At 72.0% G+C, this 24,964-nt stretch carries 20 protein-coding genes and 2 CRISPR repeat arrays; of the genes, 4 read left to right on the top strand and 16 right to left on the bottom strand.

Annotated features, from left to right (window positions below; genetic code table 11):
• Positions 1-637: 637 nt before the first annotated feature.
• Together ABD358_RS07745 and ABD358_RS07740 are read left to right on the top strand one after the other, a co-directional pair.
• On the top strand, positions 638-1,582 hold the full coding sequence (locus tag ABD358_RS07745; RefSeq protein WP_344630099.1) for an ABC transporter ATP-binding protein: 945 nt from the start codon (positions 638-640) through the stop codon (positions 1,580-1,582).
• Entirely contained in the window at positions 1,579-2,385 is an 807-nt protein-coding gene (locus ABD358_RS07740; RefSeq protein ID WP_344630098.1) for an ABC transporter, read from the top strand. The genes ABD358_RS07745 and ABD358_RS07740 overlap by 4 nt, the downstream gene beginning before the upstream one ends.
• 209 nt (positions 2,386-2,594) lie before the next feature.
• Here ABD358_RS07740 and ABD358_RS07735 read toward each other — a convergent pair whose 3' ends face one another.
• The 15 genes from ABD358_RS07735 to ABD358_RS07670 form a co-directional block, all read right to left on the bottom strand.
• A complete protein-coding gene (locus tag ABD358_RS07735; protein ID WP_344630097.1) occupies positions 2,595-2,720 on the bottom strand; it encodes a hypothetical protein in 126 nt (41 codons plus the stop codon).
• Positions 2,721-2,744: 24 nt separating this feature from the next.
• Positions 2,745-5,092: a CRISPR direct-repeat array (repeat unit 29 nt; unit sequence GGGACCATCCCCGCGGGTGCGGGGAGCAG).
• Positions 5,093-5,173: 81 nt separating this feature from the next.
• Complete coding sequence (gene cas2e / locus ABD358_RS07730) at positions 5,174-5,521, bottom strand: type I-E CRISPR-associated endoribonuclease Cas2e (protein WP_344630096.1); 348 nt, start codon at positions 5,519-5,521, stop codon at positions 5,174-5,176.
• Entirely contained in the window at positions 5,518-6,468 is a 951-nt protein-coding gene (cas1e, locus tag ABD358_RS07725) for a type I-E CRISPR-associated endonuclease Cas1e (RefSeq protein ID WP_344630095.1), read from the bottom strand. The genes cas2e and cas1e overlap by 4 nt, the downstream gene beginning before the upstream one ends.
• A 4-nt stretch (positions 6,469-6,472) precedes the next feature.
• Entirely contained in the window at positions 6,473-7,180 is a 708-nt protein-coding gene (gene cas6e / locus ABD358_RS07720) for a type I-E CRISPR-associated protein Cas6/Cse3/CasE (RefSeq protein ID WP_344630094.1), read from the bottom strand.
• Positions 7,180-7,908 carry a type I-E CRISPR-associated protein Cas5/CasD gene (gene cas5e, locus ABD358_RS07715; protein ID WP_344630093.1) on the bottom strand — a complete coding sequence of 243 codons (729 nt, stop codon included), beginning with the start codon at positions 7,906-7,908 and terminating at the stop codon, positions 7,180-7,182. The genes cas6e and cas5e overlap by 1 nt, the downstream gene beginning before the upstream one ends.
• On the bottom strand, positions 7,905-9,095 hold the full coding sequence (gene cas7e / locus ABD358_RS07710) for a type I-E CRISPR-associated protein Cas7/Cse4/CasC (RefSeq protein ID WP_344630092.1): 1,191 nt from the start codon (positions 9,093-9,095) through the stop codon (positions 7,905-7,907). The genes cas5e and cas7e overlap by 4 nt, the downstream gene beginning before the upstream one ends.
• On the bottom strand, positions 9,092-9,823 hold the full coding sequence (gene casB / locus ABD358_RS07705; protein ID WP_344630091.1) for a type I-E CRISPR-associated protein Cse2/CasB: 732 nt from the start codon (positions 9,821-9,823) through the stop codon (positions 9,092-9,094). Before casB ends, cas7e begins: the two co-directional genes overlap by 4 nt.
• Positions 9,820-11,496 carry a type I-E CRISPR-associated protein Cse1/CasA gene (casA, locus tag ABD358_RS07700; protein ID WP_344630090.1) on the bottom strand — a complete coding sequence of 559 codons (1,677 nt, stop codon included), beginning with the start codon at positions 11,494-11,496 and terminating at the stop codon, positions 9,820-9,822. Before casA ends, casB begins: the two co-directional genes overlap by 4 nt.
• The gene (gene cas3, locus ABD358_RS07695; RefSeq protein WP_344630120.1) at positions 11,497-14,406 is read right to left on the bottom strand and encodes a CRISPR-associated helicase Cas3'; all 2,910 of its coding nucleotides are present in this window, start codon (positions 14,404-14,406) and stop codon (positions 11,497-11,499) included.
• A 263-nt stretch (positions 14,407-14,669) separates the two neighbouring features.
• Positions 14,670-15,613: direct repeats of the CRISPR family, unit length 29 nt; unit sequence GGGACCATCCCCGCGGGTGCGGGGAGCAG.
• A gap of 785 nt (positions 15,614-16,398) precedes the next feature.
• Positions 16,399-16,752, bottom strand: coding sequence for a DnaB-like helicase C-terminal domain-containing protein (locus ABD358_RS07690; protein ID WP_344630119.1), 354 nt, complete (start codon positions 16,750-16,752; stop codon positions 16,399-16,401).
• Positions 16,701-17,126, bottom strand: a complete 426-nt coding sequence (locus ABD358_RS28540; RefSeq protein WP_486388650.1) for a DnaB-like helicase N-terminal domain-containing protein — start codon at positions 17,124-17,126, stop codon at positions 16,701-16,703. The genes ABD358_RS07690 and ABD358_RS28540 overlap by 52 nt, the downstream gene beginning before the upstream one ends.
• Positions 17,127-17,282: 156 nt before the next feature.
• Positions 17,283-17,957, bottom strand: coding sequence for a response regulator (locus ABD358_RS07685; RefSeq protein WP_344630089.1), 675 nt, complete (start codon positions 17,955-17,957; stop codon positions 17,283-17,285).
• Positions 17,954-19,195: a sensor histidine kinase gene (locus ABD358_RS07680; protein ID WP_344630088.1), complete on the bottom strand. Its 1,242-nt coding sequence runs from the start codon at positions 19,193-19,195 to the stop codon at positions 17,954-17,956. The genes ABD358_RS07685 and ABD358_RS07680 overlap by 4 nt, the downstream gene beginning before the upstream one ends.
• A gap of 358 nt (positions 19,196-19,553) precedes the next feature.
• Positions 19,554-20,765 carry an acyltransferase family protein gene (locus tag ABD358_RS07675; RefSeq protein ID WP_344630087.1) on the bottom strand — a complete coding sequence of 404 codons (1,212 nt, stop codon included), beginning with the start codon at positions 20,763-20,765 and terminating at the stop codon, positions 19,554-19,556.
• The gene (locus ABD358_RS07670) at positions 20,765-21,739 is read right to left on the bottom strand and encodes an alpha/beta hydrolase (protein ID WP_344630086.1); all 975 of its coding nucleotides are present in this window, start codon (positions 21,737-21,739) and stop codon (positions 20,765-20,767) included. The genes ABD358_RS07675 and ABD358_RS07670 overlap by 1 nt, the downstream gene beginning before the upstream one ends.
• A gap of 934 nt (positions 21,740-22,673) precedes the next feature.
• Here ABD358_RS07670 and ABD358_RS07660 point away from each other — a divergent pair.
• Positions 22,674-23,387, top strand: coding sequence for an SGNH/GDSL hydrolase family protein (locus tag ABD358_RS07660; protein WP_344630085.1), 714 nt, complete (start codon positions 22,674-22,676; stop codon positions 23,385-23,387).
• Here ABD358_RS07660 and ABD358_RS07655 read toward each other — a convergent pair.
• On the bottom strand, positions 23,269-24,153 hold the full coding sequence (locus ABD358_RS07655) for an NAD-dependent epimerase/dehydratase family protein (RefSeq protein ID WP_344630084.1): 885 nt from the start codon (positions 24,151-24,153) through the stop codon (positions 23,269-23,271). The genes ABD358_RS07660 and ABD358_RS07655 overlap by 119 nt on opposite strands.
• A gap of 241 nt (positions 24,154-24,394) precedes the next feature.
• Here ABD358_RS07655 and ABD358_RS07650 point away from each other — a divergent pair, with 241 nt between their 5' ends.
• Positions 24,395-24,958, top strand: coding sequence for a dihydrofolate reductase family protein (locus tag ABD358_RS07650; protein WP_344630083.1), 564 nt, complete (start codon positions 24,395-24,397; stop codon positions 24,956-24,958).
• The last annotated feature ends 6 nt before the right edge of the window (positions 24,959-24,964 follow it).

The raw sequence follows: 24,964 nt of genomic DNA, 5'->3' as shown, positions 1-24,964 counted from the left end.
CCGGCGTCCACCATGGGTACGCCGGGGGCGAGCGGCCCGGCGACGAGGACGTGCGGCCAGTCGTCGGGCACCGCGGGGAACAGTCCACGGCGTCGCCGCCGGCACCGACGAGGAGTTCCACAAGTGCCTGTGCCGCCGGGGAGGGGGCGGCGCGCGCGGTGAGACGGCGTGCAGCTGCCGGTCACCGTGCGCACGGCTCACCGAGCGCAGTACCAGCGCGCAGCCGTCGGGGGCCGGGCGGTGCAGGGGAGGCGTTCGCCGCCCTCGGTACCGGCGCGCAGCAGCGTGGGGTCGCGCCGGTCCACCGGGGCCGAGAAGACGACGGTGCCGCGGGTGGTGACGATGCGCCCGGTGAGTTCGGCGTCCCACAGGTCCCATGGCGCGCCCCGGGGCGGTCGGTGTGCCCAGCGGCTGCGGATCCAGCCCGCCGACGAGCAGCCGCACCCCGCTCCCGCCGGGCGCGGCCACGGCCCGTGCGACGAGCCCTCCGTTGCCGAGGTGCGGGCCGTCCGGCGCCCCGACCGGAAGCCGAGCCCCGCCCCGACGAAAGTGGTAGACGACCGATTCCCATCGTCGGATGTGCCGGACCCCACCGATTTCTACGGTGGTCACATCGGCACAGCGACAGGGAGCGAGCATGATCACCCTCAGCGGACTCACCAAGAGGTACGGGACGGTGACCGCGGTGGACGGCCTCGACCTCGAGATCACGCCCGGCCGGGTGACCGGCTTCCTCGGCCCCAACGGGGCGGGGAAATCCACGACGATGCGGATGATCCTCGGTCTGGACCGGCCGACGGACGGCCAGGCCCTGGTCAATGGCAAGCAGTACGAGGAACTGCGCTACCCCCTGCGGGAGGTGGGCGCGCTCCTCGACGCCAAGGCCGTGCACCCGGGACGGACCGCACGGAACCACCTGCTGTCCATGGCCCGCAGCAACGGCATCGCGCGGCGCAGGGTCGACGAGGTGCTGGAGGTGGTGGGGCTGACCTCGGTGGCGAGCCGCCGGGTCGGCCTGTTCTCTCTGGGGATGGGCCAGCGGCTGGGCATCGCCGGGGCGCTGCTCGGCGACCCCGGTGTGCTGATCTTCGACGAGCCGGTGAACGGTCTCGACCCGGACGGGGTGCGCTGGGTGCGCTCCATCGCGCGCTCCCTGGCCGAGGAGGGACGTACGGTCTTCCTTTCCAGCCATCTGATGAGCGAAATGCAGCAGACCGCGGACCAGGTCGTCGTCATCGGCAAGGGCAGGCTGATCGCGGACACTCCGGTGCTGGAGCTGATCGAGCGCAGTTCCCTGGGCACCGTGCGGGTACGGGTCCCCGACCCGGCGGACCGCGCGGACCTGGTCCGGCGGATCGGGGCGGCCGGCTTCGGGGCCGAACTCACCGCGGACGACGCGCTGGTCGTGCGCGGTGCCCGGCCCGAGCAGATCGGCGACCTGGCGCACGAGGCCGGCATCCGGCTGCACGAACTGCGCCTGCAGGAACCCTCTCTCGAGGAGGCGTACATGGAACTGACCTCCGACAGTGTCGAGTACGGCACCGCGCGGAGCGCGAACGTGACAGGCGGGTGGGACGCATGAGCGACACGAAGGCCGCTCCGGCGGCGACACGGGGCCGCGGCGGGCTGGTGGGGGCCGCCGCGGCGGAGTGGACCAAGCTGTGGGGTGTGCGCTCCACCTGGGTGTGCCTGGCGTCCACGGCCGCGCTGGTGGTCGCCTACACGGTGATCGTGGGGGTCTCCGCGCGCTCCTCGACGACGCGGTCCTCGGGCGGCGAGTCGCCGACGGACCCGCTGGCGAACCTGGGCACCGGGATCGTCTTCATGGGCCAGTTCGCGGTGCTCGCGCTGGCGACGATGGTCATCGCCTCGGAGTACGCGACCGGCAGCATCCGCGGGACGTTGCAGTGCGTGCCGGTGCGGTACCGGATGCTGCTGTCGAAGAGCGTGGTGCTGGTCCCCGTGCTGTTCGTGACGGGTCTCGTCCTCACGCCGTTGGGGCTGGGCTCGGCCGTCGTCGCGCTCGGTGACATCGCCGATCCGGTGACGGCCGGGGCGAGCGTGCGGCAGGCGCTGGCCGTGGGCGGGCACCTCGGCGCGGTCGGGATGATCGGCATCGGGATCGGCGCGGCCGTGCGCAGCGTGGCCGGGACCATCACGGTGGGCTTCCTGATCCTGTTGGTGCTGCCCATGACGCTGCAGTCGGTCTCGGTTCAGTTCGTGCAGAAGGCCGGCGACTATCTGCCGGGACCGGCCGGCATGGCCCTGATGGGCATCTCCGAGTCCGACACCTACGGCCCTGGAGCGGCCGCCGCGCTGCTGGTCTTCTGGGCCCTCACCGCCAACGCGGTCGGCTACTGGGTGCTGCGCAACCGCGACGCCTGACGGCACCGCCCGCCCCCGCCCCAGGGCCCCTGACCTCCCGGATCCCCACACCCCCCGGGGGGAACCCGGGACTTCCCCACCACCGAACGGAATTCCAGCGGTGACGACAAGGAACAAGCAGTTAAAAAGGTGGGGTCCATCCCCCGGGCTGGCCGGGCCAGGCGCCACCGTCCTCCGCCTCATCCCCGCATCGGGCCCGGCGGTGCCGGTCAGCGTTTGACCCGACCGCGGACGGCCAGCACCGCCAGCTCGTCGATCAGCCGGTCGTCCACGGCCCTGGCCGGCGGCTCACCCGGCTCGACGGTTTCGGCCTCGGTCACGTTCTCACTGGTCACCGGCGCCATGCACACCGCCCAGCAGGGACCATCCCCGCGGGCGCGGGAAGCAGGACATCTACGCGGTGAGGCTGGGTTTGGACGGGGGACCATCCCCGCGGGTGCGGGAAGCAGACCACGGCATCTACGTGTGGATCGCGACGCAGGGGCCATCCCCGCGGGTGCGGGGAGCAGGAGGGGGTCAACTTCGTCTTCGACTGCGGAGTGGGACCATCCCCGCGGGTGCGGGAAGCAGGTCTTCCCCGGAACGCTGTCGTCGTACAGGCCGTGGACCATCCCCGCGGGTGCGGGGAGCAGTACCGGCAATGCGGTCGATCAGTCGTCCCATGGGGACCATCCCCGCGGGTGCGGGGAGCAGTACGCCGACCGCATCGACCTGATCCCGGCCCGGGGACCATCCCCGCGGGTGCGGGGAGCAGGACGTGTCCGCGAACGTGATGGAGTCGATGACGGGACCATCCCCGCGGGTGCGGGGAGCAGCCGGACTCCTGGTTCATCCGCCGCAGCGTGGTGGGACCATCCCCGCGGGTGCGGGGAGCAGACCCCGACGGCCTCGGCCAGCGGGTCCAGGCCGGGACCATCCCCGCGGGTGCGGGGAGCAGCCCGATCTGCTGCGGGCCGCCGTGCCGGACACGGGACCATCCCCGCGGGTGCGGGGAGCAGCTCCCGCCGCGCACCGCCACCCGCACCGGGGTGGGACCATCCCCGCGGGTGCGGGGAGCAGAGCAGGGGGCCGCCGAAGGCCATGGCGGCGATGGGACCATCCCCGCGGGTGCGGGGAGCAGCTGCCCCAGATGCTCAGGGCGATGTGCGTGCCGGGACCATCCCCGCGGGTGCGGGGAGCAGGGCTGGACCACGATCGCGCTCGTCGTTGACGAGGGACCATCCCCGCGGGTGCGGGGAGCAGGAAGACCGGCAAGTCCTTCGAGGCCGCGCGCGGGGACCATCCCCGCGGGTGCGGGGAGCAGAGCAGTTCATTCCCCGGCCGCGTTCCCAGATGGGGACCATCCCCGCGGGTGCGGGGAGCAGACAACCGCGTTTGTGACGTGGCTGGTGGACCGGGGACCATCCCCGCGGGTGCGGGGAGCAGACGCGGTTCACGTCCGGATTCACGTGATTGGCGGGACCATCCCCGCGGGTGCGGGGAGCAGTCGAGAACCTCGGCAACGGCTCGGACTGGTACCGGACCATCCCCGCGGGTGCGGGGAGCAGGGCACCGACGACATGGCCGAGGGAAACGAGCCGGGACCATCCCCGCGGGTGCGGGGAGCAGGGCACCGACGACATGGCCGAGGGAAACGAGCCGGGACCATCCCCGCGGGTGCGGGGAGCAGCCCGGCCGCTACGACTACGACCTCACCGTCACGGGACCATCCCCGCGGGTGCGGGGAGCAGGGCCGAGGCCGAAGGAGGGCCGGACATGGTGTCGGGACCATCCCCGCGGGTGCGGGGAGCAGACTCGGGCATGTCACACCCCCGTCCGGTAGTAGGGACCATCCCCGCGGGTGCGGGGAGCAGGAGCCGCAGGACCCGAGCGCCCCGTTCCGGCCGGGACCATCCCCGCGGGTGCGGGGAGCAGTTGGGGAAATCTCCGGAGTGGATGAGCAACTTGGGACCATCCCCGCGGGTGCGGGGAGCAGCCCAGCTTCCGGGCGGCCCGGAACAGCCGTTGGGGACCATCCCCGCGGGTGCGGGGAGCAGTGGCGGGCCGATGCCTGGCTGCTGGAACGGCAGGGACCATCCCCGCGGGTGCGGGGAGCAGCTGGTCGCACCACTACGCGGGGTTCGACTGGCGGGACCATCCCCGCGGGTGCGGGGAGCAGCCGGTGGCGCCCCGCGAAGGGTTCTCGGTCATGGGACCATCCCCGCGGGTGCGGGGAGCAGTGAGGCAGCGCTGCCCCTGTTCGCCAACGACCGGGACCATCCCCGCGGGTGCGGGGAGCAGTTCGGGGCGTACCTGCAGCAGCACCCTGGGCAGGGACCATCCCCGCGGGTGCGGGGAGCAGGGTTCTACGAGGGCGTCCGCGGTCTGCGGAACGGGACCATCCCCGCGGGTGCGGGGAGCAGACCACCACGTTCAGGGACAGCGGCTCGGCCGCGGGACCATCCCCGCGGGTGCGGGGAGCAGCTTGCAGAAGATGCAAGCCTAGGGTTTCAGTAGGGACCATCCCCGCGGGTGCGGGGAGCAGGTAATGGCGACCGGGGCTTCGGGCGTGCGGGCGGGACCATCCCCGCGGGTGCGGGGAGCAGCCCTCCGGGCCGGGATCTTCGGCAGGACAATCGGGACCATCCCCGCGGGTGCGGGGAGCAGCGCCGCCTGCGGGAGGGCGAACTGTCGTGGCAGGGACCATCCCCGCGGGTGCGGGGAGCAGGCTTTTTGACCTGCGGTTTTATCCGGGAAGACGGCGGGTTTTGACCAGCTTCATCGATTCGGACATATGGGACACTGTTCTTCACCGTTTTCCGAAGCGCCGACGCTTGGATGCCTTGCTCCAACCCCGTGGTGGAGGCGCGGGCGCGGTGTTCTGGTCGTTCGGGCGGCGGATCAGGGTGAGGCCCTCGTGGTCTACGGGGTGCCATTTGTGATCATAGGTTTCGAAGGCGAAGCCTTGCTCGTTGCTGGTGCTGTAGGCCAGCAGTGCGCGGCCGTTGCCCGCGTACTGCTTCACCTCGTTCCACAGCGCTTCGCGGATGCGTGCGGAGGGACCGCCGATGAAGACGCCAGGGGAGATTTCCAGTAGCCAGCGGGTGAGGAAGCCGCGCAGTCCCACCGGGCAGTGGGTGAGGACGATGACGGTCACCAGATCACTCCGTCGGCGTAGTTGTGTCCGGCGGCCACGTCCCGGCCGTGGTCGGTCTGGAGCGTCACCCGGTCCTCCAGAACGTCGGTGGTATCGCCGTGGGCCGTCGGCAGCAGGAGTTCCCTGATGTCGTTGACGCACCGGTCCAGCAGACGGATTTTGTTGACCTTGTCGCGGATGGCACGGCGGGTGCGGGAACCGACGTCTTCGGGGCTTTCCGCTGCCACCTCGAAGGCGGTGGGGATGCCGATCTCGGTCTTGTAGAGGTCGGCGATGTCCAGTACGAAGGACAGCTCGTGCCCGGAGTGGACGAAACCGAGGCCCGGGGTGCAGCCCAGGGCCGCGACCACGGCGTGGGCGATGCCGTACATGCACTGGGCCGCGGCGGTGACGGCCTGGTTGGGTGGATCACCCGAGGTGAAGTCGCCGGGGATGAAGCGGCGTCCGCGCCAGGTGACGCCGGTGCGTGCGGCTTCCGCGCGGTAGCAGTCCTTGACGCGTTGTCCTTCCATACCGAGGAGCTCGCGCCGGGTGCAGCCGGAAGGGTCCTCGTCGGGGAAGCGTTTGCGGTACATGGCGCGGGCCACCGCGAGGCGGGTGCGCTGGTTGGCCCACGAGGTGGCCTGGGCTTCGACCAGGGCGGAGGAGCGGGTCAGGGACCGGCCGCCGGCGTAGAAACGCACGCCGTGCTCGCCGACCCACACCACGCCCGCTCCGCTTTCACCGAGGACGCTCATGGCCTGGTGGGTGATGCGGGTTCCGGGCCCCAGCAGCAGCGTGCCGATGGTGGCGGAGGGGATGTGGACGGTGCCCTCGGCGTCCTCGGCGGTGATGGCGTTGGCGTCGCGGTGCACGGTGCACCGCTCCAGGTAGACGAAGGAGAGGCGATCCGACACCCGGGTGAGTTCACGCGGAGTGGACAGGCTCCGCTGACCGACGGTGGACACCGGCTCACCCCACGGGGGCGAGGGTCATCAGCCCGCAGCCATACGCCTTCGCCTTCCCCAGGCCTGAGGTGAGAGTGCGGCGCAGCGCGTCGGGGTCGGTGACCTGCAGCCGTCCGTCGAAGGTGGCAGTGGCCAGGGTCACGCGGTTCTTCCGGCCGTTCGACTGCTCGGTCTTGCCGAAGGACAGGTCGCGCCGACCGTGGACGATCAACTGGTACTGGTCGCCTTCCGGCAGGCGGCGCTGGTCCAGCGGTTTTTCCAGGATGCGGAAGCCGCTGTCTTTCTGCCGTTTGAGCAGCCACTCCATCTGGTGCCGGGGGGTGAGGTGGGCGGTGCGCTTGGTCGGCTCGCCCTCCTTGCGGCGGATGCTGTGGACCGGGTTGGCGGTCAGCCGGAACGCCCAGACGCTGTCGGTCTCCAGCCGGGCCAGGAAGGGGCCGTAGGGGCGGGTCTCCCAGCCTCCGGGGGCGGTGGGCCAGCCGGCCTGCTCGACGAGGTGGGTGAGGTCGGGCCGGTCGGGGCTGACGATGTAGAGCAGCACTTCCGCGGTGCTGTTGTGGTCGACGCGCCACAGCACGCGGGGTCCGTCACCGGCGGTCGGCGGGGCGACCGGGAAGGAGGACATCACGGCCGCGTGCATCACCTGGGGCGAGGACAGCAGGCGGCGGGCGCCGGGGCGTGCGGTGTTGAGACGGAAGCGGGTGAGGAACATCAGGCGGTCTCTTCGTTCAGGGCGTCGAAGGGGTCGTGGGCCGGGACCGTGACCCGGCGGGTCTTGCGCGCCTGAGGATTGGCGACGGAGACGGTCTCGGAGCGGACGGTGCGCAGCCCGTAACGGCGGTGTCGGGGGTCGAAGCTGAGCGGTTGGTCGCGCAGGCTGTCCCCGGGGCCGCTCCCGGCGTCGGCGTCGAGGAACACCTCCAGGTCGACGCGTTGCTCGCTGCGGCGGCGGCGTTGGTACCAGGCGGAGGCGTGCCAGGGCTCGGTGCGCAGCACCTGGCGCAGGTCCGCCCCGGTGCGAACGCCGAGATCGAGGGGGCGGGCCGGGGGGCAGGAGCGGCGGCCGAGGTAGGGCAGGTAGACCGGCGCCCGGACGGCCGTGTGCAGATCGTCGATCAGGGCTTCATCGCCCTCCACTGCGGCGACGAAGACGGCGTCGGCGAGGTAGAAGCGTTCCGAGACCGGCATGGCCTTGCCCGAGTCGGCGTGGGTTGCGGTTTGGTAGTCGCGGATGCGGGTGCCGGGCTGGTCGATGCGGACGCCGAAGCGCAGTGCGGCCAGGTCGGACAGGTCGGCGGTGCGGTCGCGGCCCTGGGCGGCGGCGAGCAGGCCGAGGACGCCGCTCTTGGTGGGGGCGGGCTCGGTGGTGCGGCGGGCGAAACGGGCTGAGGCCCCCCAGGACTGCAGGGGGGCCGCCAGCAGCAGGACCAAGACGCTCATGCGTGTGGTCCCAGCCGTTCGGCGACGGCCGCTCCGACGGCGTCGACCAGTTCGGTGAGGGTGACCTCGGTGCCCAGCCCGGCCAGCTTGGCGGTGGCGGGGCCGACGCGCAGCACCCAGGAGGGGTCGCCGTCGCTGCCGTAGGCGCGTTCCAGGTCCGGGACGTACTCGGTGAGCTTTTCGCAGGCCGCCTTCAAGTGGCCGCCGGTGAGGTCCGCGGTGACGGGTTCTTCGAAGGCCGCGACGAAGCTGATCGGGCGGGAGGTGCGGAGTTTGACGAGTACCGCGTCCGGGAGGGTGTGGTTGCCGAAGGTGTTGATCTTGCCGGTGGGCAGGGAGGCGATGAAGCCGTGCAGGAACGCCTGGACGGCCCGCCGCACCGGCTCGGTGACGGGTTCGTCCTCGCGCAGACCCTTGCCGAGGTTGCGGCGCAGCAGGTCGACGTCGACGGCGGCGTAGCGGTAGAGGGTGGCGGAGTTGAAGTCGACGGTGCCGATCATGCCGGCGCCGGGCTCGGCGTCGGTGTTCTTGTCGTCGACGGCCGTGTAGTAGTCGGACTCGTTCTCCACCGCGTGGACGCTGAGGGCGTGGGCGACCTGGGCGGCGGCGTCGACGTTGATGTCGGAGGAGTCGGCGACCATCCGGCCGAACAGGGCGATGTCGACCGAGTGGCGGGTGTCGGCGATCTGCCGGGCGCGGGCCTTGTTCTCCTTGGTCTTGAAGAAGGCCTTGATGTCGTCGGCGCCTTCGGTGGCGAGGCCTGCGAGGCCGTCGAGCTGCCGGGAGCTGAGGAACATCAGGTAGGAGGACTCGGGGGCGGGCTGGTCCTCCCCTTTCTTCTTCGCCGCTTCTGCCTTGCGCTTGGGGACTTCGATCTTGGATCCGGTGGCGGTCTGGATCGTCTCCGCGGCCAGAGTGAGCGCCGTGGTGTCGTCCAGGCCGGGCCGGGCGGTCTTGATCCGGTCGGCGAGGAGTTCGGCGACTCGCTTGGTGCGCACCCCCAGTTCGGTGGGGTCGAGCAGGTCGTCGAAGGAGCGGCGGGTGGCCCGCTTCCAGGCCTGGCTGGACACCCTGGCCCGGCGGACGCCGCCGTAGAAGGCGGTTTTCGGGGAGCCGGTGTCGTCCCGGTTGAGGTTGCTGGGCGGGACGGTCTGCAGTACGTGTACGTCGAGGATGGTCCGGCTCACTGGGTGTCGTCCTTCTGGTTCGTGGTGGGGTCGTGGGTGGCGTTCGCGCCCTCGGGGGCGCCGGCGGGGTCGGGGACGTCCTTGGGGTTGCGGTGGGCGTGGAAGGACCGTCCCCAGGAGCGGCGGACCTGTTCCGCGCCGCCGGGCCGCTGCCACTGGTGGAGTTGGTCGGCCAGGAGGCCGTAGTCCAGTGCGATGGCCTCACGGCGCAGCAGAGTGACGATGTCCCGCAGCCGCTGGGCCAGCATGGTCGGTGTGGTGGCGGTGGCGGCCCGCACGAATCGCTTGCGGATCGGATCGTCCACTTCGGTTCCCGGCATCAGACGGCGGACCGCCGCGCCGAGTTCCGGGCCGTAGCGCAGGTGCATGCGCTGGGTGTGGTGGGACTGCTGGTGCAGCGCCCAGAGGGTGAGCGCGATGTGGGCGGCTTCCTCCGCCCGTTCCGCCTGCTCGGTCGACAGCGCGCCGTCGGCGTGGGCTTGGTGGATCGCCTCGTCGGCGCCCAGGCCCCACAGGTCCGGGGTTGTGTTGGCGGGTTTGCCGGCCCCGCGGCGCAGCCGGGCGAGGGTGGCGACGGCGCCGGAGCGGTCGGCGAGGTAGCCGCGCTGGAGTTCGGTGATGCGCTGGTCGACGGCCGCGCCGACCAGGGTCAGCGGTGCGCGCCGACGAGGCGGGGGTGGGGAGTGTGGCGATGCGGGCGCTGGGATGGCAGGGGTGTTGGTGGTCATGCGTGCACCTTCTCGGTGGTGGGCTCGCCGGGGTCCGAAGTCTCGTCCGTAGCGGAGGGTCCGGGGAGGGCCTTGCCGAGTTCCGAACGGAACCGCAGGTCGGCCGAGGCGGCGTTGAGCCACCCGCCGCGGTCTGTGATGCGGCCCTCCCACGCGGCGGTTCCGGCTTCTTCCACCAGCCGGTCGCCGAGCCGGCCGATGAGCCTGCGTGCCTGCTGCTGCCACCGCCGGCGTTCGTTTCGGGGGTCGTGGTCGGGGCGTAGGTGGCCGAGCCAGTGGCGGAACGGGGCGTCCAGGGTGCCGTAGCCGAGGTCGCGGGCGGCGGATCGGCGCGGTTCCGGGTCGGCGCCGGCCGCCCGGGCGAGGCTCTCGGCCAGGTCGCCGAGGATTCTCACCGCTTTGTCGGCGTCGTCCACCGCGTCGATCGCCGCCTGTCCGAAGCGCCGGTCGCTCTCGTGCAGCAGCACGACGGACATCGCGACGCCGTCGTCGACGACCTCGTCGACCACGGACTGCTGGGTTCCGTAGAGCGCGCCGACGATCCGGGCGCGCAGGAAGTGCTCGCGGGGCAGCACCCGTTCGCTGACCAGCCGGGCCACCCAGTCCAGGATGCGGGGCCGTAGGAAGGCGTCGGGCTCCTGCCGTCCTGCGGCCGCCTGGTCGCGGGGGGCGAGCAGGCCGGCCAGGCCGCGCCACGCGGCGCGGGCCGGATCGTGCTCCCGGGGAAGGTAGACGGGCGACTCGCCCCGTTTCTTCTCCTGCGCCAGGCTGCGCCGCCAGCCGGTCATCGGCTCGTCCCGGTGCATGTTGTGCGGTTGCAAGGGGTCGCCGTAGCACAGGACCACGCCATGGACACCCTCGTGGTCGTGGTGCAGCCGCACCCGGCGGGACTGCCAGGTGTACAGGTCACGCGGCCCGGTCGGGCGTGCCGCGAGGTCTTCGGCGACAGCGGGTCCGCACGGGTCGCGGCGCCAGGCGGGCCGGTCGCCGTCGGCGGCGCGGATCGTGCCGGTGTCGGCGGCAACCAGGTTCAGCAGCAGCGTCTCCCGCAACGAGTCGCCCTCGGCGTACACGCCACCGAGGTTTCCGGCCCAGCCGACCCCCAGCGGGTAGACCTTGCCGCTCTTCGCGCGGGGGTCTGCTGCGGCAGCGGACTTGATGCCGGAGGTGTCGAAGGCGTGGGCGTGCACCAGCCAGCGCGCGGCCTCGGCGAAATCGAGCCGGTCCACGCCAGGAGAGCGCATGGTGAAGAACGGCTCGCCGTTGGGGACATCGGCGACGATGCGGTTGAGGGATGCCACCTCGCCGTTGGCCGTCTCCAGGCCTGCCACCTGGAAGAAAGGGGTCTGCGGGTGCAGCAGGTCGAACCGGTGCCGATGCCGGTCGAGGTAGCCGGCGACCGGGGTGAACGGATCCTCCTCCGCCCACAGCTCTGCCCAGGCGTCGATGTCCTCCGGTCCGTCCACGGCGTCGTGGAGGATTGCCAGCAGCAGCCTCAGCAGGGCGAACTCCTGGGTGGGCAGGTCGCCCACCAGCCGCCGGACATCCCTGGCTCGAGCGAAGACCTCCCGCAAGGACAGCTCGCCCTGGCTGCCGTCCGTGAACTGCACCGGCAGCCAGGGCCGACTGGTCAGGTCGAAGGACACGCCGTCACCGGGTGCGGCACCGTTCATCTACACATCCCTCTGCTTCTCCGCACCGTCGCCTATCACCCGCAGCCCGTCGGTGGGGCTGTAGCGGAGCTGAAAGCCTGCCAGCCGGGTGTGACAATCCCCGTCCGGCCCGTCCTCGAGAGCGAGGATCAACTCCCCCGCCAGCCAGTGGCATTCCTTCACCTGCCAGGCCGGAACGCACAACTCCTCCAGCTCCTCGATCGCCCGGTCCAGCACCCGGGGATAGGAGAAGTGGTAGGGAAGCCGCATCCCACTGGCGGCAACGGCACGCGCTGCCTGCGGCGACGGAACGGCGTCCGTGGGCAGATCCAGGCCGCCCAGTCCCTTGCCGAGCCACGGCACGGTGGTCAAGGTGCCGTCCGCGCGGCGCCGCACCACCAGCACCTCCAGGCTCTCCTCGCCGTCGCGGACCTGAGCGCGGCCGGCCCGGGTGTCGTCGGCGTCCCCCACCCCGGCATCGATCCAGCCGACCAGAGGGCGTCCCGCGCGGCGCACCTGGTCCAGACGGAAGACATCCGCCTCCCGGCGCTGCCGGGCGCGGTGCGCCTCGTGGTCGCGGCGAGCCTCCGCGACAGCGTCCGCCCACGCCGCCGGCCCCTGAGGATCGTCGCCGTAGGCGCGCTGTACCAGCGGGCTGATGTCTTCCGGCAGCCGTACCACGGCGGTCTCCGGGGAGGGGCCCGAGAGGAGCGGCTCCAAAACGGCCAGGGAGCGCAGCAGTGGGTACTCGCCGTAGACGCGGCGGGAGCCGCGGACCGGTGCCGGCACGGGGGTGGCCGCCCAGTCGACCCCGGTGACCAGACAGCGGGCCGTGCGCAGGCGGGCGGGACGGTCGCTGCGCCGGTGGCGGTGCAGGCGCCCCATCCGCTGCAACAGCAGGTCGACCGGGCACAAGTCCGTCACCAGCAGATCGAAGTCCACGTCCAGGGACTGCTCGGCCACCTGGCTGGCGACCACGATGTGACCTCCGCCAGGACGCCGCGGTGACGTTCCGTCCTCGCCCGGAGGACCGAAAAGCTCCAGCAGGCGGGCGTCCTTGCCGGCCCGGTCGAGGTCGAGGAACCGGGCATGCGCCACCGTCACCGCCGCGTCGCCGAACCTGGCCCGCAGGCAGTCCGCGGTCTCCAGCACCCGGTCCACGGTGTTCCGCACCACCAGGACGCAGCCGCCATCGGCCAGCTCCGCCTCCAGACGGTCGGCGAGAACGACCAGGCCGTCGTCCAGCCGCTCCACCACCACATCGGTGCGCCGGCCCGACGCGGCAGGCAAGGCCATCTCCGGGGCCGCGCCCGGGGCCACCGCGGTCAGCAGAGGGTACCCGCCGGCCTGCACCAGCCGGGCGTACCCCTCCCGGGCGTCCCGGCCCGCACCGGCGTACGCCTCGGCCAGCTCCCGGCGCCGGGCCGCGGGCAAAGTGGCCGAGAGCACCACCACCGGCACGCGGTAGGCGCCCAGCCAGGCCAGGACCCGGTCGAGATAGGTGTTCATCCAGGTGTCATAGGCGTGCGCCTCGTCGATCACCACGACCTTCCCGGCAAACGCCAGATGGCGCAGCGCCAGGTGCCGGCTCTTGAGCCCGGCCATCAGCAGCTGGTCGATGGTCCCCACCGCGAACGACGCCAGCAACCCCTTCTTCCGGCCCCGCAGCCACTGGTGGGCGACCAGCTCGGCCGCGGCGGACCGCACATCGTCCGACGCGCGTACCCGGTCCTCGTCACCGAACTGGTCGACCGCGGCAACGGTATGCCTGCTGGTACGCAGCAGGTCCGCGTAGGACTCGTTGAGAGCGGCCTTGGAGTGGGCCAGCAGAACCGACCGCTCCTTCCCCTCCGGAACGGTGCCGTCCAGACCGTCGGGCGGCAACCGGTCCAGCCAGTCCAGCAGCCGGGGGAACATCGCATTACTGGTAGCCATGGTCGGCAGGGCGACGAACACCCCGCCCGCACCGGACCGGGCCGCGAAGACCTCCGCCACCGCCAGGGCGGCTTCCGTCTTGCCCTCCCCCATCGGCGCCTCGATCACCATCAACCCCGGCGCCGGCATCGACCGCGCCAGCCGCACCGCCTCCTCCTGCACCGGCCTCACCCGCGCCCCGGTCGGCAGGTCGAACCGCGCGGCGAACAACTCCTCCACCGCGCCTCCGGGCGCCGAGGGACACCACGGCGGAGGAAGTCTCAGCCCGCGCCAGGCAGCGGCCACCCGCTCGGCCTCGCCCCGCGGACGCTCCTCGGGGAAGTACGGGAAGAGGTCGGGGTTACTGGCAATCCAGTCGGCGACGATGACCAGCGCGGTCAGCACCACCTGCACCGGCTGGGGCAGCTTCACCCGCTGCCAGTCCGCCAGCCGCTCCCGGACTTCGTAGGTGGCCGCGCACGCGTCGAGCAGCTCCGTCTGCACCTGCCGCCACAAGGACTCGGAAGATCCGGGAGTGCGCAGCAGTTCAGGGTGAGCGTCCAGGTCGAGGATCTGGCTGTGACCCGGCGGGATCCCGTGGTGCCCACCGGCGATCACGGCGAACTGCACCGTCGCCCGCTCAGGCCACCCGAACCGCTCCGTCAGCCACTCCTGCAGAAGAAGCTGCCCGGCCAGACCATGCGGAGCCATCCGCCGGTCGTCACCGAACTGCTTACGGCCGGGCATGTCGAGCCCCACAGCACGCATCCGGTCGGCCAGGGAGTCCACCTGGCAGGCGAACGCCGGTGTCGCCTTGCCGATGTCATGGGTGGCCGCACACCACACCACGAGCCGGCGCGCGTCGTCCATGCCTTTGGGCAGCGGCTCGGCCACCAGCGCCTTGACGTTTCCCGGAAGCCACCGGTCCCACAGCAGGCCGGCCACGGCGGCGCTGTCGGCCATGTGCCGCCACAGTGGCAGCCAGCCATCCGTCGCCCGGTCGTGCTTGGCCCACACCGTCCGCACCGGACCGGTCAAACACTCCCCCAGCCCAGGCCTCCCGGCCCCCTCTTCAATCACGCCGACATTGAACACCCGCCCCGCTCACCAAACACACGAGTGACAGAAAATGACAAAACTTGCACGAAGCAGGGATGCGCAACCCGAGCATTTTTCCTTTTTTTATCCCTAGGTGTTGAAAAGCACGGTAGAGCGGCGCAATATCATCCCCGCAGATGCGGGGATGAGCGGATTCGGGCCGTTCCCGCTGGTCAGACCCCGGGACCATCCCCGCGGGTGCGGGGAGCAGAGGTGACCGATCTGCCGCGCGGCGGCAGCCGCGGGACCATCCCCGCGGGTGCGGGGAGCAGCTCAGCAGGGACACGGCCTGCGCTCCGGTCCAGGGACCATCCCCGCGGGTGCGGGGAGCAGGTGAGCCTGCAGCCCAACGGGTGGCGCGCGGAGGGACCACCCCCGCGGGTGCGGGGAGCAGCAAACGCCCACCTGCGAACCGCCACCCAGCTTGGGACCATCCCCGCGGGTGCGGGGAGCAGCAAACGCCCACCTGCGAACCGCCACCCAGCTTGGGACCATCCCCGCGGGTGCGGGGAGCAGCCGCGGGGCGGATGGCTGCTGATGTGGTACCTGGGACCATCCCCGCGGGTGCGGGGAGCAGGCCTCCAGCTCGGCCCGCGTGGCGATCACGTCGGGACCATCCCCGCGGGTGCGGGGAGCAGCTGGTGAATACGGTGGACACCGCATTCCAGATCGGACCATCCCCGCGGGTGCGGGGAGCAGGGGGACTGGTCCGGGCACTCCCTGCGCCGGGGGGGACCATCCCCGCGGGTGCGGGGAGCAGTGGCCGCACCCCGGCGACCTCCAGCAGACCCCGGGACCATCCCCGCGGGTGCGGGGAGCAGTGGTCCGCACCGCCGCCAGCGGGCAACGCGTCGGGACCATCCCCGCGGGTGCGGGGAGCAGACGGTGGTGGACCGCCACACCTCCACCGAGGTGGGACCATCCCCGCGGGTGCGGGGAGCAGGCGGCCTCGCTGCCCTCGGTGGTGCTGGTGGTGGGACCATCCCCGCGGGTGCGGGGAGCAGTAACATGCCGTATCACCTGCGGGCTTGGTCGCGGGACCATCCCCGCGGGTGCGGGGAGCAGCCGCCGGAGGGCGACGATGACGACGACTCCGTGGGACCATCCCCGCGGGTGCGGGGAGCAGACTTTTTGACCTGCGGTTTTAACCGGCGGAGCGGCGGTTTCCAACCAGCTTCACCGAATCGGACATGACAGGCAAAACCGTCTCGTTGGTTCGGTCTTGCCCGAGAGGAAGGCGGCGATTCCAGGCGGTTCTTGCCCCTTGCCGGGGGTGCCCATCACTGGCTCCCTTCTCGGTGTCAGCGCGATGGCCCGGTGCCACTGTGGCGGACGAGCGAGCCGGCCGGTCACACGGATCGGCTCAACTGCCGCAGAATACCGCCGTCGATGAACTCGGTGTGTCCGGTGGCCAGGTAGCGCAGAGCGCGGGTCTGGTCGGCGTCGATGGAGGCTGCCCGGTGGCGGGGCCTCGCATTGCTCGGCCTGGAGGGCCCGTGTCCCGCGGAACGCTTCCTCGGGCTCGCGCATTCGGGGACCGGCCTCCCGTGCGGCGGCGGCGGCCTGGACCTCCGGATCGGCCGCGGCACGATGGCGGGCCACCGGTCCGGCACGGTGCCGCCGACGGCCGGGACCTCCCAGACCTGCCCGGCCACGAACTGCCACACCACAGCTGCGAGCCCGGCGGGGTCCCGGCTGTCCGGCCGCACCGTCCGGGCACGGCGACGAGGGGTGCGGGACCGGGCGGGTGAACACCCACTGACCGGCCACCCCCAGACCGTCGCCGATGAGGCCCACTCACGTGACTTCCTCCTGTGAACGCCTGCACTGCCCGCTGAGCGCTGATCTTCCTTCCCGGTGAGCGAAAAGATCGGCGCTCAGCGGACCATCTGACCGCTTCCGCAGGGGTGCTCAGGGCTGGTTCATGTCGGCGAAGCGGCTGTGGTGCAGGTGGCCGGCGACGGTCACGGTCGTCGGCGGTCCGAATCCGTTCTTCTCGATGACGAGGCCGGCTTCGCCGGCTCGTGGCGATTCCGGCTCCTCCATATCGGGCCGTTCCACCTTGATCGCGACAGAGGCGTCGTTCCCGATGGCTCCCGGCTCGCGCATGAGGCCGTCGTCATTGAGCTGTGCCAGGGCGATGACGTGGCAGTCCAGCTCGACCGCGAGGTTCTTCAGGCCGCGACATGCGGATGCGACGACCTGCTCGCGGGTCATCCCGCTGCGCTGCTCGGGTTCGACGGGCTGGAGGTAGTCGACGGCCAGGAACCGGAGGCCGCCGGCACGGACGCAGGAACGCGCCGCCGCCCGATGTCGGCCAGCGATGCGCCGTCAGGCCGGTGGACCCGCAACGGCCGTGTCAGGATGCGCTGTGCTGCCTCGATCACCCCTCGGCGGTAGGCCTTCGCCCGCACGATCTCGGCGTAGTGAGGTCCGGTCGCCGCGGTGGGCACGGCCTGGGTCCAGACGTGCAGGTAGCCGGCACCGCCGACGTGGGCAAGTTCCCCGCGCCGGGTCAGCTCTGGCGAAACCAAGCACACAGGACAGGACGTGGCGGACAGCGGTTCCGGGCGCAGCACGCCACACCGACAAGTGGCGGCCACCACCGGACGGACACGGGAGGAAGAGGAGGCGGTCATGCCGCCGATCATTGGAGGAACTGCCTGTGGACAGGTTCTCTCACCCGAGAGCGGACCGGGGGCCGGGACGGCCGACTGCTCCTCGCGGAGCGCGCCGCTGCCCCGGCACGACTGGGCGAGAGAAGCGGGCAGGACAGGAAACGGAACGGGGCCGTCCTACTCGCCCGCGGTCACCAGCCCCGACTCGTAGGCGAAGACCACCGCCTGGGCGCGGTCGCGCAGACCGAGCTTGGTGAGGACGCGGCTGACGTGCGTCTTCACCGTCTGCTCGGCCAGCACCAGCGTCTGCGCGATCTCCGCGTTCGACTGCCCGCGGGCCACCAGGGTGAGGACCTCGGTCTCGCGTTCCGTCAGGCCGTTGAGCCGCAGCGCGGGCTTGCCCCGGGCGGCGGGACGCTGCCGGGCGAAGTCCGCGATGAGGCGGCGCGTCACGGAGGGGGCGAGCAGCGCGTCGCCCGAGGCCACGACGCGGACCGCCGCGATGAGATCGGCCGGCGGCGCGTCCTTCAGCAGGAAGCCGCTCGCGCCCGCCCGGAGCGCCTCGTAGACGTAGTCGTCGACGTCGAAGGTGGTGAGCATCAACACGCGTGGCCGGTGCGTCACGCCCGGCGGGGGCGCGAGGAGGCGCCGTGCGGCCTCCAGGCCGTCCATCTCGGGCATGCGGACGTCCATCAGCACCACGTCCGGGTGGGTGCGTCTGCTCAGCTCGACGCCCTGCGCGCCGTCGGGGGCCTCGCCCACCACGTCGATGTCGCTCTGGGCGGCCAGCAGGGCGGCGAAGCCGGCCCGCACCATGGCCTGGTCGTCGACGATGATGACCCGGATCGTCATGCCGCTCCTTCGTTGTCGTTCTCTGTCACCGGCAATCGCGCCACCACCCGGAAGCCGCCGTCCGGCAGCGGTCCGGTGTCCAGCTCGCCGCCCACCAGCCGCACCCGCTCGCGCATGCCGACCAGGCCGTGCCCGGTGCGGCCCTCCTCGAGCGGCGCGGCGGGCGGCTGGGGCGGCGGTCCGTTGACGACGAGGACGGTGAGCCACGCGCCGTCCTGCGAAACGGACTCCGACACCGACACCTGCGTGCGGGCGCCCGGTGCGTGCCGCACGACGTTCGCGAGGGCCTCCTGGACGATGCGGTACGCGGACAGGCCCACCACCTCGGGCACGCGGGCGTCGCAGGGGGTGAACTCCACCGGCACGCCCGCCCTCACCGTCGCCTCCACCAGCTGCCCGATCCGCGTCAGGCCCGGCTGGGGGGCGAGCTCGCCGTGCGCCTCCTCGTTGCGCAGCACGCCGAGGAGCCGTCGCATCTCTCCGAGCGACTCGCGCGCGGTCGCCGCGATGGACGTGAACTCCTCCCGCGCCTTTGGCGGCAGCCCGTCGAGGCGGTACGCCGCGGTGTCCGCCTGCACCGTGATGACGGACATGTGGTGCGCCACCACGTCGTGCAGCTCGCGCGCGATCCGGGCGCGTTCCTCCAGCAGCATCCGCCGGCCGCGCTCGGCCTCGCTGATCGTCTCCTGTTCGGCCAGCCTGCGCTGTGCCTCGTACCGCTCGCGGAGCGCACCGCCCAGCAGGAGCGCGACGCCCCCGAGGATGGTGAACAGCAGGCCCATGGCGCCGAAGCCATGGGGCGCGACGAACCCCAGGGCCACGTTCGCGGCGGCCGTGGCCAGCCACACCAGCAGCAGTGTCCGGCGCGGCTCGCGCAGCCCCAGGGCGAGGCAGAGGCCGACGTACCCGACGATCTCCATGGGCGGGAACGGCCACAGCAGCCGCTCCTGGAAGTCGACGGTGAGCAGGACGAGCGCCCCGGCGACGTCCGCGGTGAAGACCACGTACCAGGCCCGCAGCGGACGGACGACGGCGAGCAGCAGCGGTGCCGTCTGCGCGACGGCCAGCGCGCTCGCCATGCCGCCGGTCAGGCCGTAGTCGGCGCTGAGCACCTGGACGGTGGTGGGCAGCAGGGCGACGCACAGCACGAACGCCACACCCCACGGCAGCAGCCGTACCCACCGACGCGTCGCGCCGGCGAGCAGGGCGCGCGGGCGCTCCTCCTCCGCTGAGGTCATGGGCACCAGCTTAGGTGCGGCGGGACGGCGTCGGGGCGTGCGCGCCTGTCGGGCGGCCCCGGTGCGTCCGTGGTCACCGGTTCCGGCGGCGGTGAGGTTTGCCCCGCGGTGGCCTTCGCGGGGTGCGGCAGAGCGGTTCCGTCGGTCATGGACATGGTTGCACTCCCGTGTTCGGTGGGTGGTGTCGGTGCGGCGTGTGGCTCGTCGGCCCGGCTCGGAGGGACGGGATGTCCGCACGCGGCGCGGTACGGGGTGTCGTGTCGTTGTGCGGGTACGGGTGTCGTGTCGTTGCGCGGGGGCGGGGTTCCGTGCTGCGGCGGCCCCGGACCGCGGTGATACGGCGGTGCGGGCACATCGCTCACGCCACGAGCGCGAAGTAGACGAAGCCCGCCGCCAGCACGCCCGCCGCCGCGCGGCGGACCCTGCCGACGCGGTCCCACGGGGTCTCCAGGGGCCGGGCTGGCTTCGCGATCGCCACGAGCAGTCCCGCGAAGAGCGGCATCCAGGCCAGCCGCGCCAGGATCCATCCGGCCGTGTCCGGCGCGGTGGTCAGGCCGGGGATCTCACCGGCGTACGAGGCGGGGACCGCGGCGGCGAGCATCGCCGTCTGGTGCCAGCACAGGATCGTCATCGCCGACAGGTTGACGATCACCACCGGGGCCCACAGGGCGGGGCGCCGGAGCAGCCGGGCCAGTCGGTCGCGCAGCAGGATCGCCGCACCCGACTGGACGGTCGCCAGTGCGAGGACGAGCAGGGACGGCGGGTGGGAGTTGGTACGGGATTCGCCGGGCACGCCCACCATCGACGCCGGGTAGTGGAAGGCGAGCAGCAGGGCGGCGAACAGGGCCGCGCCGCCCGCGAGCAGCAGCCACGCCTCGCGCCGGCCCAGTCGCTTGTCCGCCCAGGAGACGCCCAGCTGGTAGGCGAACATCCAGCCCGGAAGCAGGTTGAGCAGGCTCAGCCAGGGCGGCATGGCGTCCGCGTGAGGCCCGTAGCGGAGGAAGTCGACCACCGCGACGGAGCCGAGCAGCGGTGCCGCGGCCCAGAAGCCGAGACGCCGCGAGGCGCGGACGCAGTACGGGGTGAGAGCCGTGATCACGGCGTAGACGCCGACGAACCACAGGGGCTGGACGACCAGGGTCGATGCGGTGTGCAAAGTGGTGGTCGGGACACCGAGGCCGTAGTGCAGGGTCGGCAGGAGCAGCGCCCACACGGCGGTGACGCCGAAGACCGGGCGGCCCAGGCGTCTGAGGCGGCCGGCGGTCCATTGGCGGGTCGAGCCCTTGCGGCGTTGGAAGGAGAGGTACGAGGAGTAGCCGCCGACCAGGAAGAAGATGCCCAGCATCTGGAGGATCCAGCTGGCCGGGGCCAGCGAGCCGAAGGTGGCCAGCGGGCTGGCGTTATGCAGGCCGCCGCCGGTGTCGAGGGTGAATCCGCCGAGCAGCCAGTGGCCGGTCGGGACGGCCAGGAGCGCCAGCGCGCGCAGGCCGTCGATGGCGCGGTCGCGGTGGGCGGGGGTCCGGTCGTCGATCCCGGCGGTGAGCTTCGCGAGCTCGGCGGGGGTCTTCATCACAGGTCTCCGTCGGCGATCGCCGCGAACGCGGTCAGGGTGGAGGTGCCGGGGGCGAAGTACTCGTCGTGCGACGGGACGTCGTCGGCGGGCAGGACGGTCGCGCCGAAGCCGGGCGAGGTGGGGTCCGCGCCGTGGCCCAGGTTCAGGACCTCGACATTGGGGACGCGATCGATCCAGTCGTCCGGAGACTTCGCCGCCCAGACGCGGGCGTCGGTGCCGAGTGCGGCGGCGTCGTCGGCGCGCATGCCGGGCGAGCCCATGACGACGATGTCGCTCGCGTCGGTGCCGGAGGCGGCGAGGCCGCAGACCACCGAGCCGTAGCTGTGGCAGAAGAGGGAGGGGTCGGGCAGGCCCGCCGCGTCCAGGCCGTCGGTGAAGCGGGCGAGGCGCTCGGCGCCGGTCTCGGCGAGCCGGCCCGTCGCCAGGTCCAGGCCGATACCGGAGGGGGTGGTGTAGCCGGCCCAGGCGATGACGGCCGTGTCGTCGCCCGCCTCCTCCTGCAGGTCGGCGGCCTGCCGTGCCGTGCGGTCGAACGTCGAGATGTCGATGTCCGAGCCGGGGACGATCACCGCGACGTGGGCGGCGTTCTCCAGGTCGCCCACGACCTGCGCGATCAGGCCGCGGCCGCGCGGGTCGTACGCCAGGACCTGGTCGCCCGCGGGGGCGTTGGCCTGGTAACGGAGGTGGACGGGGACGCCGTCGAGGTTGCCCACCACGGTGGGGTGGTCCTCGACGAGTTTCTGCTGCTGAGCGTCGGTCAGGCCGGCGAAGAGGGTCGCCACTTCGGACGGGCCGGCCGTGGTGGGGTCCGGTAGCTCCCTGCCCAGGGAGTCGTCCGCCAGCCAGGCTTCAGTGCCGGGGGGCGGACCGCTCAGCGGGTTCTCGGTGCCCGCCGAGGCCGGGCCTGCCGTGCTGCCGAGCAGCAGTGTGGTCAGTAGGGCGGTGATCAGAGTCTTCCTGAGGCGGCCCATCCGTCCTTCTCCCTCTCCCGTCCGTGGTGACGGTGAGAAGGTAGGAAGACGGTGGGGGGTGGGGCGTCACTCCGGGGAGCCAAGTCTGCGGTGATACCCGAGTAGGGGGCGGGTCAGCGCTGCAACGGCACTGAGGGTTTTCCCTCTCGATCGGTTGGCGAGTTCGAGGGCGGCGACGGCTCGGACGGTGGCGGTGATCCGGGTGGTGCCGCGGCGGAGCTTGCGCAGGAGCCGCCGGCCATTGAGGACCGCCATGGCGCGTTCGCCGAGGTTGCGGATCCTGGCATGGTCCCGGTTGTGGCGCCGGCGCCATGGCCGCCGCGGGGACGGAAAGGGGATCGCAGAAACGGTTCCGGCGCCCTCACACCCCTCACTGCGGCAGAAATCAGGTGATTCCTGACAGCTGACCGTCCCCGCCGCCAACCCGTGGCGCACCGGCCATGCACTGAACTGGTCCCGCTGGTGGCACCACCACGAGCCACCACCAGACGTGCCCCCGTCACCGTCGCACCCGAGGTCACCAACTCCCCGAAGCTGGCGGCCCGCCAGCCGAGCACATGCGGAAACAGCACTCTGGCCAGCAGCGACAGCGGACTGCGGCTGGAGTGCCAGCTCTCGCAGGCCGTCGTTGGGGAGGCTGGGCGGAGACGGGAGCGAACCGGCCAGTAGTGGCCGAAAGCTGCCAGGTTCTCGGTTCGGGAGGCGTGTGATGCGGTGGTGAGGGGGTCCGGGGGTGTTCCGGAGGGGGTGGAGTGGCCGAGACTGTCCAGGCTCGCCCGGGGCGGAACCGCAGCCGCGGTCGGGTGTGCTGTTGCCCGGGAAAATGGGGGCGGTTACTGTCATGCCCCCATCGAACAGGACTCCCCGTCCCGCCGAACCGGCTCTGTCGGGCCCGACAGGGCGCCGCCTCTCCCACGTTTCGAGGACTCCGTAGATGAACCCCTTCTTGTTGCCTGTCATCGCCGCGCAAGGGTTGTACGTGCGCTACTCCACCGAGGTGCTGCCGCCCGCGGGCGGACCGACGACCGGGACGTCCGAGGCCTCCGGGACGGAGGGTTCGGAGGCCGGGGGTGAGCCGATGCGGATCGCCGTGCTGGGCGAGTCGACCGCGGCCGGCTGCGGTGTGGACAGCCATGACGACGGGTTCGCCGGCTGTTTCGCCCGTGCGCTGAGCGAGCGTTCGGGCCGGCCGGTGGAGTGGTCGGTGTGGGGCCGGCACGGCGCGACGCTGCGGCGCATCCGGTACCGGCTACTGCCCGAGGTGAGCTCGGGCCTGCGGGTGGCGGCGCTGCTGGCGGGGGTCAACGACGTGCTGACGCGACGCAGTCCGCAGGACTGGGGCCAGGATCTGGAGGCGGTGGTGGGCGAGCTCGCGGAGCGCGCCGAGCAGGTGGTGGTGACTGGGGTGCCGCCCTTCGGGGAGTTCCCGTCACTGCCGGGGACGCTGCGGCGGTATCTCGCGGCGCGGGCGGCCGAGCTGGACGAGGTCTCGCAGCGGGTGTGCGCGGGCGTCGCGGGCGTGACGTGGATCAGTTCCACCGACGTCCTGCCGATGGGGCCGGAGTTCTTCGCGCGCGACCGCTTCCATCCGTCGGCGTACGGGTACGGGGAGTGGGCGCGGATCGTCGCGGGGAAGGTGGCGATGTGAGTGCGTGGGGGCGCCCCGGGGGTGCGGGGTCGGCCGGAAGGTCTGTTCCCGGGATGTCCTCGGCGTGGAGCTGTGCGTCGTCGACGGGGACGTAGGCCAGTACCGCTGGGTCGGGGAGTTCCCAGAAGCGGCGGGTATTGGCGGAGACGGCGTACACCGTGGCGAAGCGGGTGGACGGCGGAGCGGTCAGTGCGGCCCGGATGTAGCCGACGGCGTCGCGCGGGCTCAGCCAGGTCGCCAGATGGCGGGGCTCGGTGGGCGCTTGCTCGGAGCCGCCGATGCGCAGGCAGATCACGGACAGGCCGAACTTATCGGCGTACAGCCGCCCGAGGGCCTCGACGGCCGCCTTGCTCACCCCGTACAGACCGTCGGGACGCACCGGCTCCTGCGGACCGGTGAGATGTCCCGCGGGGTAGAAGCCGGTCACGCGGTTACTGCTGGCCGGCACCACCCGCTCGATTCCCGTGCGCCGCGCCGCCTCCAGGACGTGGTGGGTGCCGAGCACGTTGGCTTCGAGCAGGTCCGGAAGAGGCGCCTCGTCCGGCACACCGCCCAGGTGAAGCACGCGGTCGGCCCCCGCAAGCGCCGCCTCCACGGCAGCCGCGTCCCGCAGGCCGACAGTGCGGACGTCCTCGTTCTCGGCCTTGGGCCGCAGCGGCACGCGGTCGAGCGGGATCAAGCGCCCCGCCTCCCGCTGCAGCGCCTCACGCACCACGGAACCGATGTTCCCCGCCGCGCCTGTTGCCGCCACCGATCCCAGACCCACTGCGCCTCCCCAGCCTTCGACAAGCCTCGCATCATCGCGGCCCGTGATCCCCCCATCAAGACGGTGGGGAAATGACGTGAGCGAGTCTGGGTGCCTCCTGAGCATGAGATGGGCGGAACGACGAGTCCGCGGCTGAGCCACCGAGCACGAGGACTACACCTGAACCCAGATCGCGCACCGACGAGTTTCCCGCGCCGCGCCGGTCTGTACGTGTGGGACCGACTCGCGGAAGGCTGGTGCCATGCGGAAACTGATCTACGGCATGAATCTGACCCTGGACGGCTACATCGCCGCGCCCGGCGACGACATCGGCTGGAGCGTGCCGAGCGACGAACTGTTCCAGTTCTGGTCCGACCGGTTGCAGGCGACCGACCTGTCGCTGTACGGACGCAAGCTGTGGCAGACGATGAGCTCCTACTGGCCGACCGGCGACCAGCAGCCCAACGCCACCCCGGCGGAGACCGAGTTCGCGCGCCGCTGGCGGGGCATGCCGAAGGTGGTGTTCTCCTCGACGATCGACAAGGTCGGCTGGAACACCCGTCTGGTCACCGGCGACGCGGTCGCCGAGATCACCCGGCTCAAGGCCGAGGACGGCGGCCCGATGGACATCGGCGGCGCGACGCTCGCCGGGGCGGCCATGCGGGCCGGGCTGATCGACGAGTACGTGCTGGCCACCGCGCCGGTCCTGGTGGGCGGCGGCACGCCGTTCTTCACCGCGCTGGACAGCTGGGTGAACCTGAACCTGGTGGAAACGCGGACGCTTCCCTGCGGCGTGATCCTGACCAGGTACGAGACGAGGCGCTGAGCGTCC

The sequence above is a fragment of the Streptomyces glaucosporus genome, assembly GCF_039533345.1.
Classification (GTDB): domain Bacteria; phylum Actinomycetota; class Actinomycetes; order Streptomycetales; family Streptomycetaceae; genus Streptomyces; species Streptomyces glaucosporus.
Note: the sequence above shows the minus strand (reverse complement) of the source record. Positions and strands in the feature narration are given on the sequence as shown.

Coding starts and splice junctions, on each gene's coding strand:
- casA (WP_344630090.1), bottom strand. CDS start 11,496: ATGAACGGTGCCGCACCCGGTGACGGCGTGTCCTTCGACCTGACCAGT.
- ABD358_RS07740 (WP_344630098.1), top strand. CDS start 1,579: ATGAGCGACACGAAGGCCGCTCCGGCGGCGACACGGGGCCGCGGCGGG.
- cas5e (WP_344630093.1), bottom strand. CDS start 7,908: ATGAGCGTCTTGGTCCTGCTGCTGGCGGCCCCCCTGCAGTCCTGGGGG.
- casB (WP_344630091.1), bottom strand. CDS start 9,823: ATGACCACCAACACCCCTGCCATCCCAGCGCCCGCATCGCCACACTCC.
- ABD358_RS07680 (WP_344630088.1), bottom strand. CDS start 19,195: ATGACCTCAGCGGAGGAGGAGCGCCCGCGCGCCCTGCTCGCCGGCGCG.
- cas6e (WP_344630094.1), bottom strand. CDS start 7,180: ATGTTCCTCACCCGCTTCCGTCTCAACACCGCACGCCCCGGCGCCCGC.
- ABD358_RS07685 (WP_344630089.1), bottom strand. CDS start 17,957: ATGACGATCCGGGTCATCATCGTCGACGACCAGGCCATGGTGCGGGCC.
- ABD358_RS28540 (WP_486388650.1), bottom strand. CDS start 17,126: ATGACCGCCTCCTCTTCCTCCCGTGTCCGTCCGGTGGTGGCCGCCACT.
- ABD358_RS07670 (WP_344630086.1), bottom strand. CDS start 21,739: ATGGGCCGCCTCAGGAAGACTCTGATCACCGCCCTACTGACCACACTG.
- ABD358_RS07675 (WP_344630087.1), bottom strand. CDS start 20,765: ATGAAGACCCCCGCCGAGCTCGCGAAGCTCACCGCCGGGATCGACGAC.
- ABD358_RS07660 (WP_344630085.1), top strand. CDS start 22,674: ATGAACCCCTTCTTGTTGCCTGTCATCGCCGCGCAAGGGTTGTACGTG.
- ABD358_RS07745 (WP_344630099.1), top strand. CDS start 638: ATGATCACCCTCAGCGGACTCACCAAGAGGTACGGGACGGTGACCGCG.
- ABD358_RS07650 (WP_344630083.1), top strand. CDS start 24,395: ATGCGGAAACTGATCTACGGCATGAATCTGACCCTGGACGGCTACATC.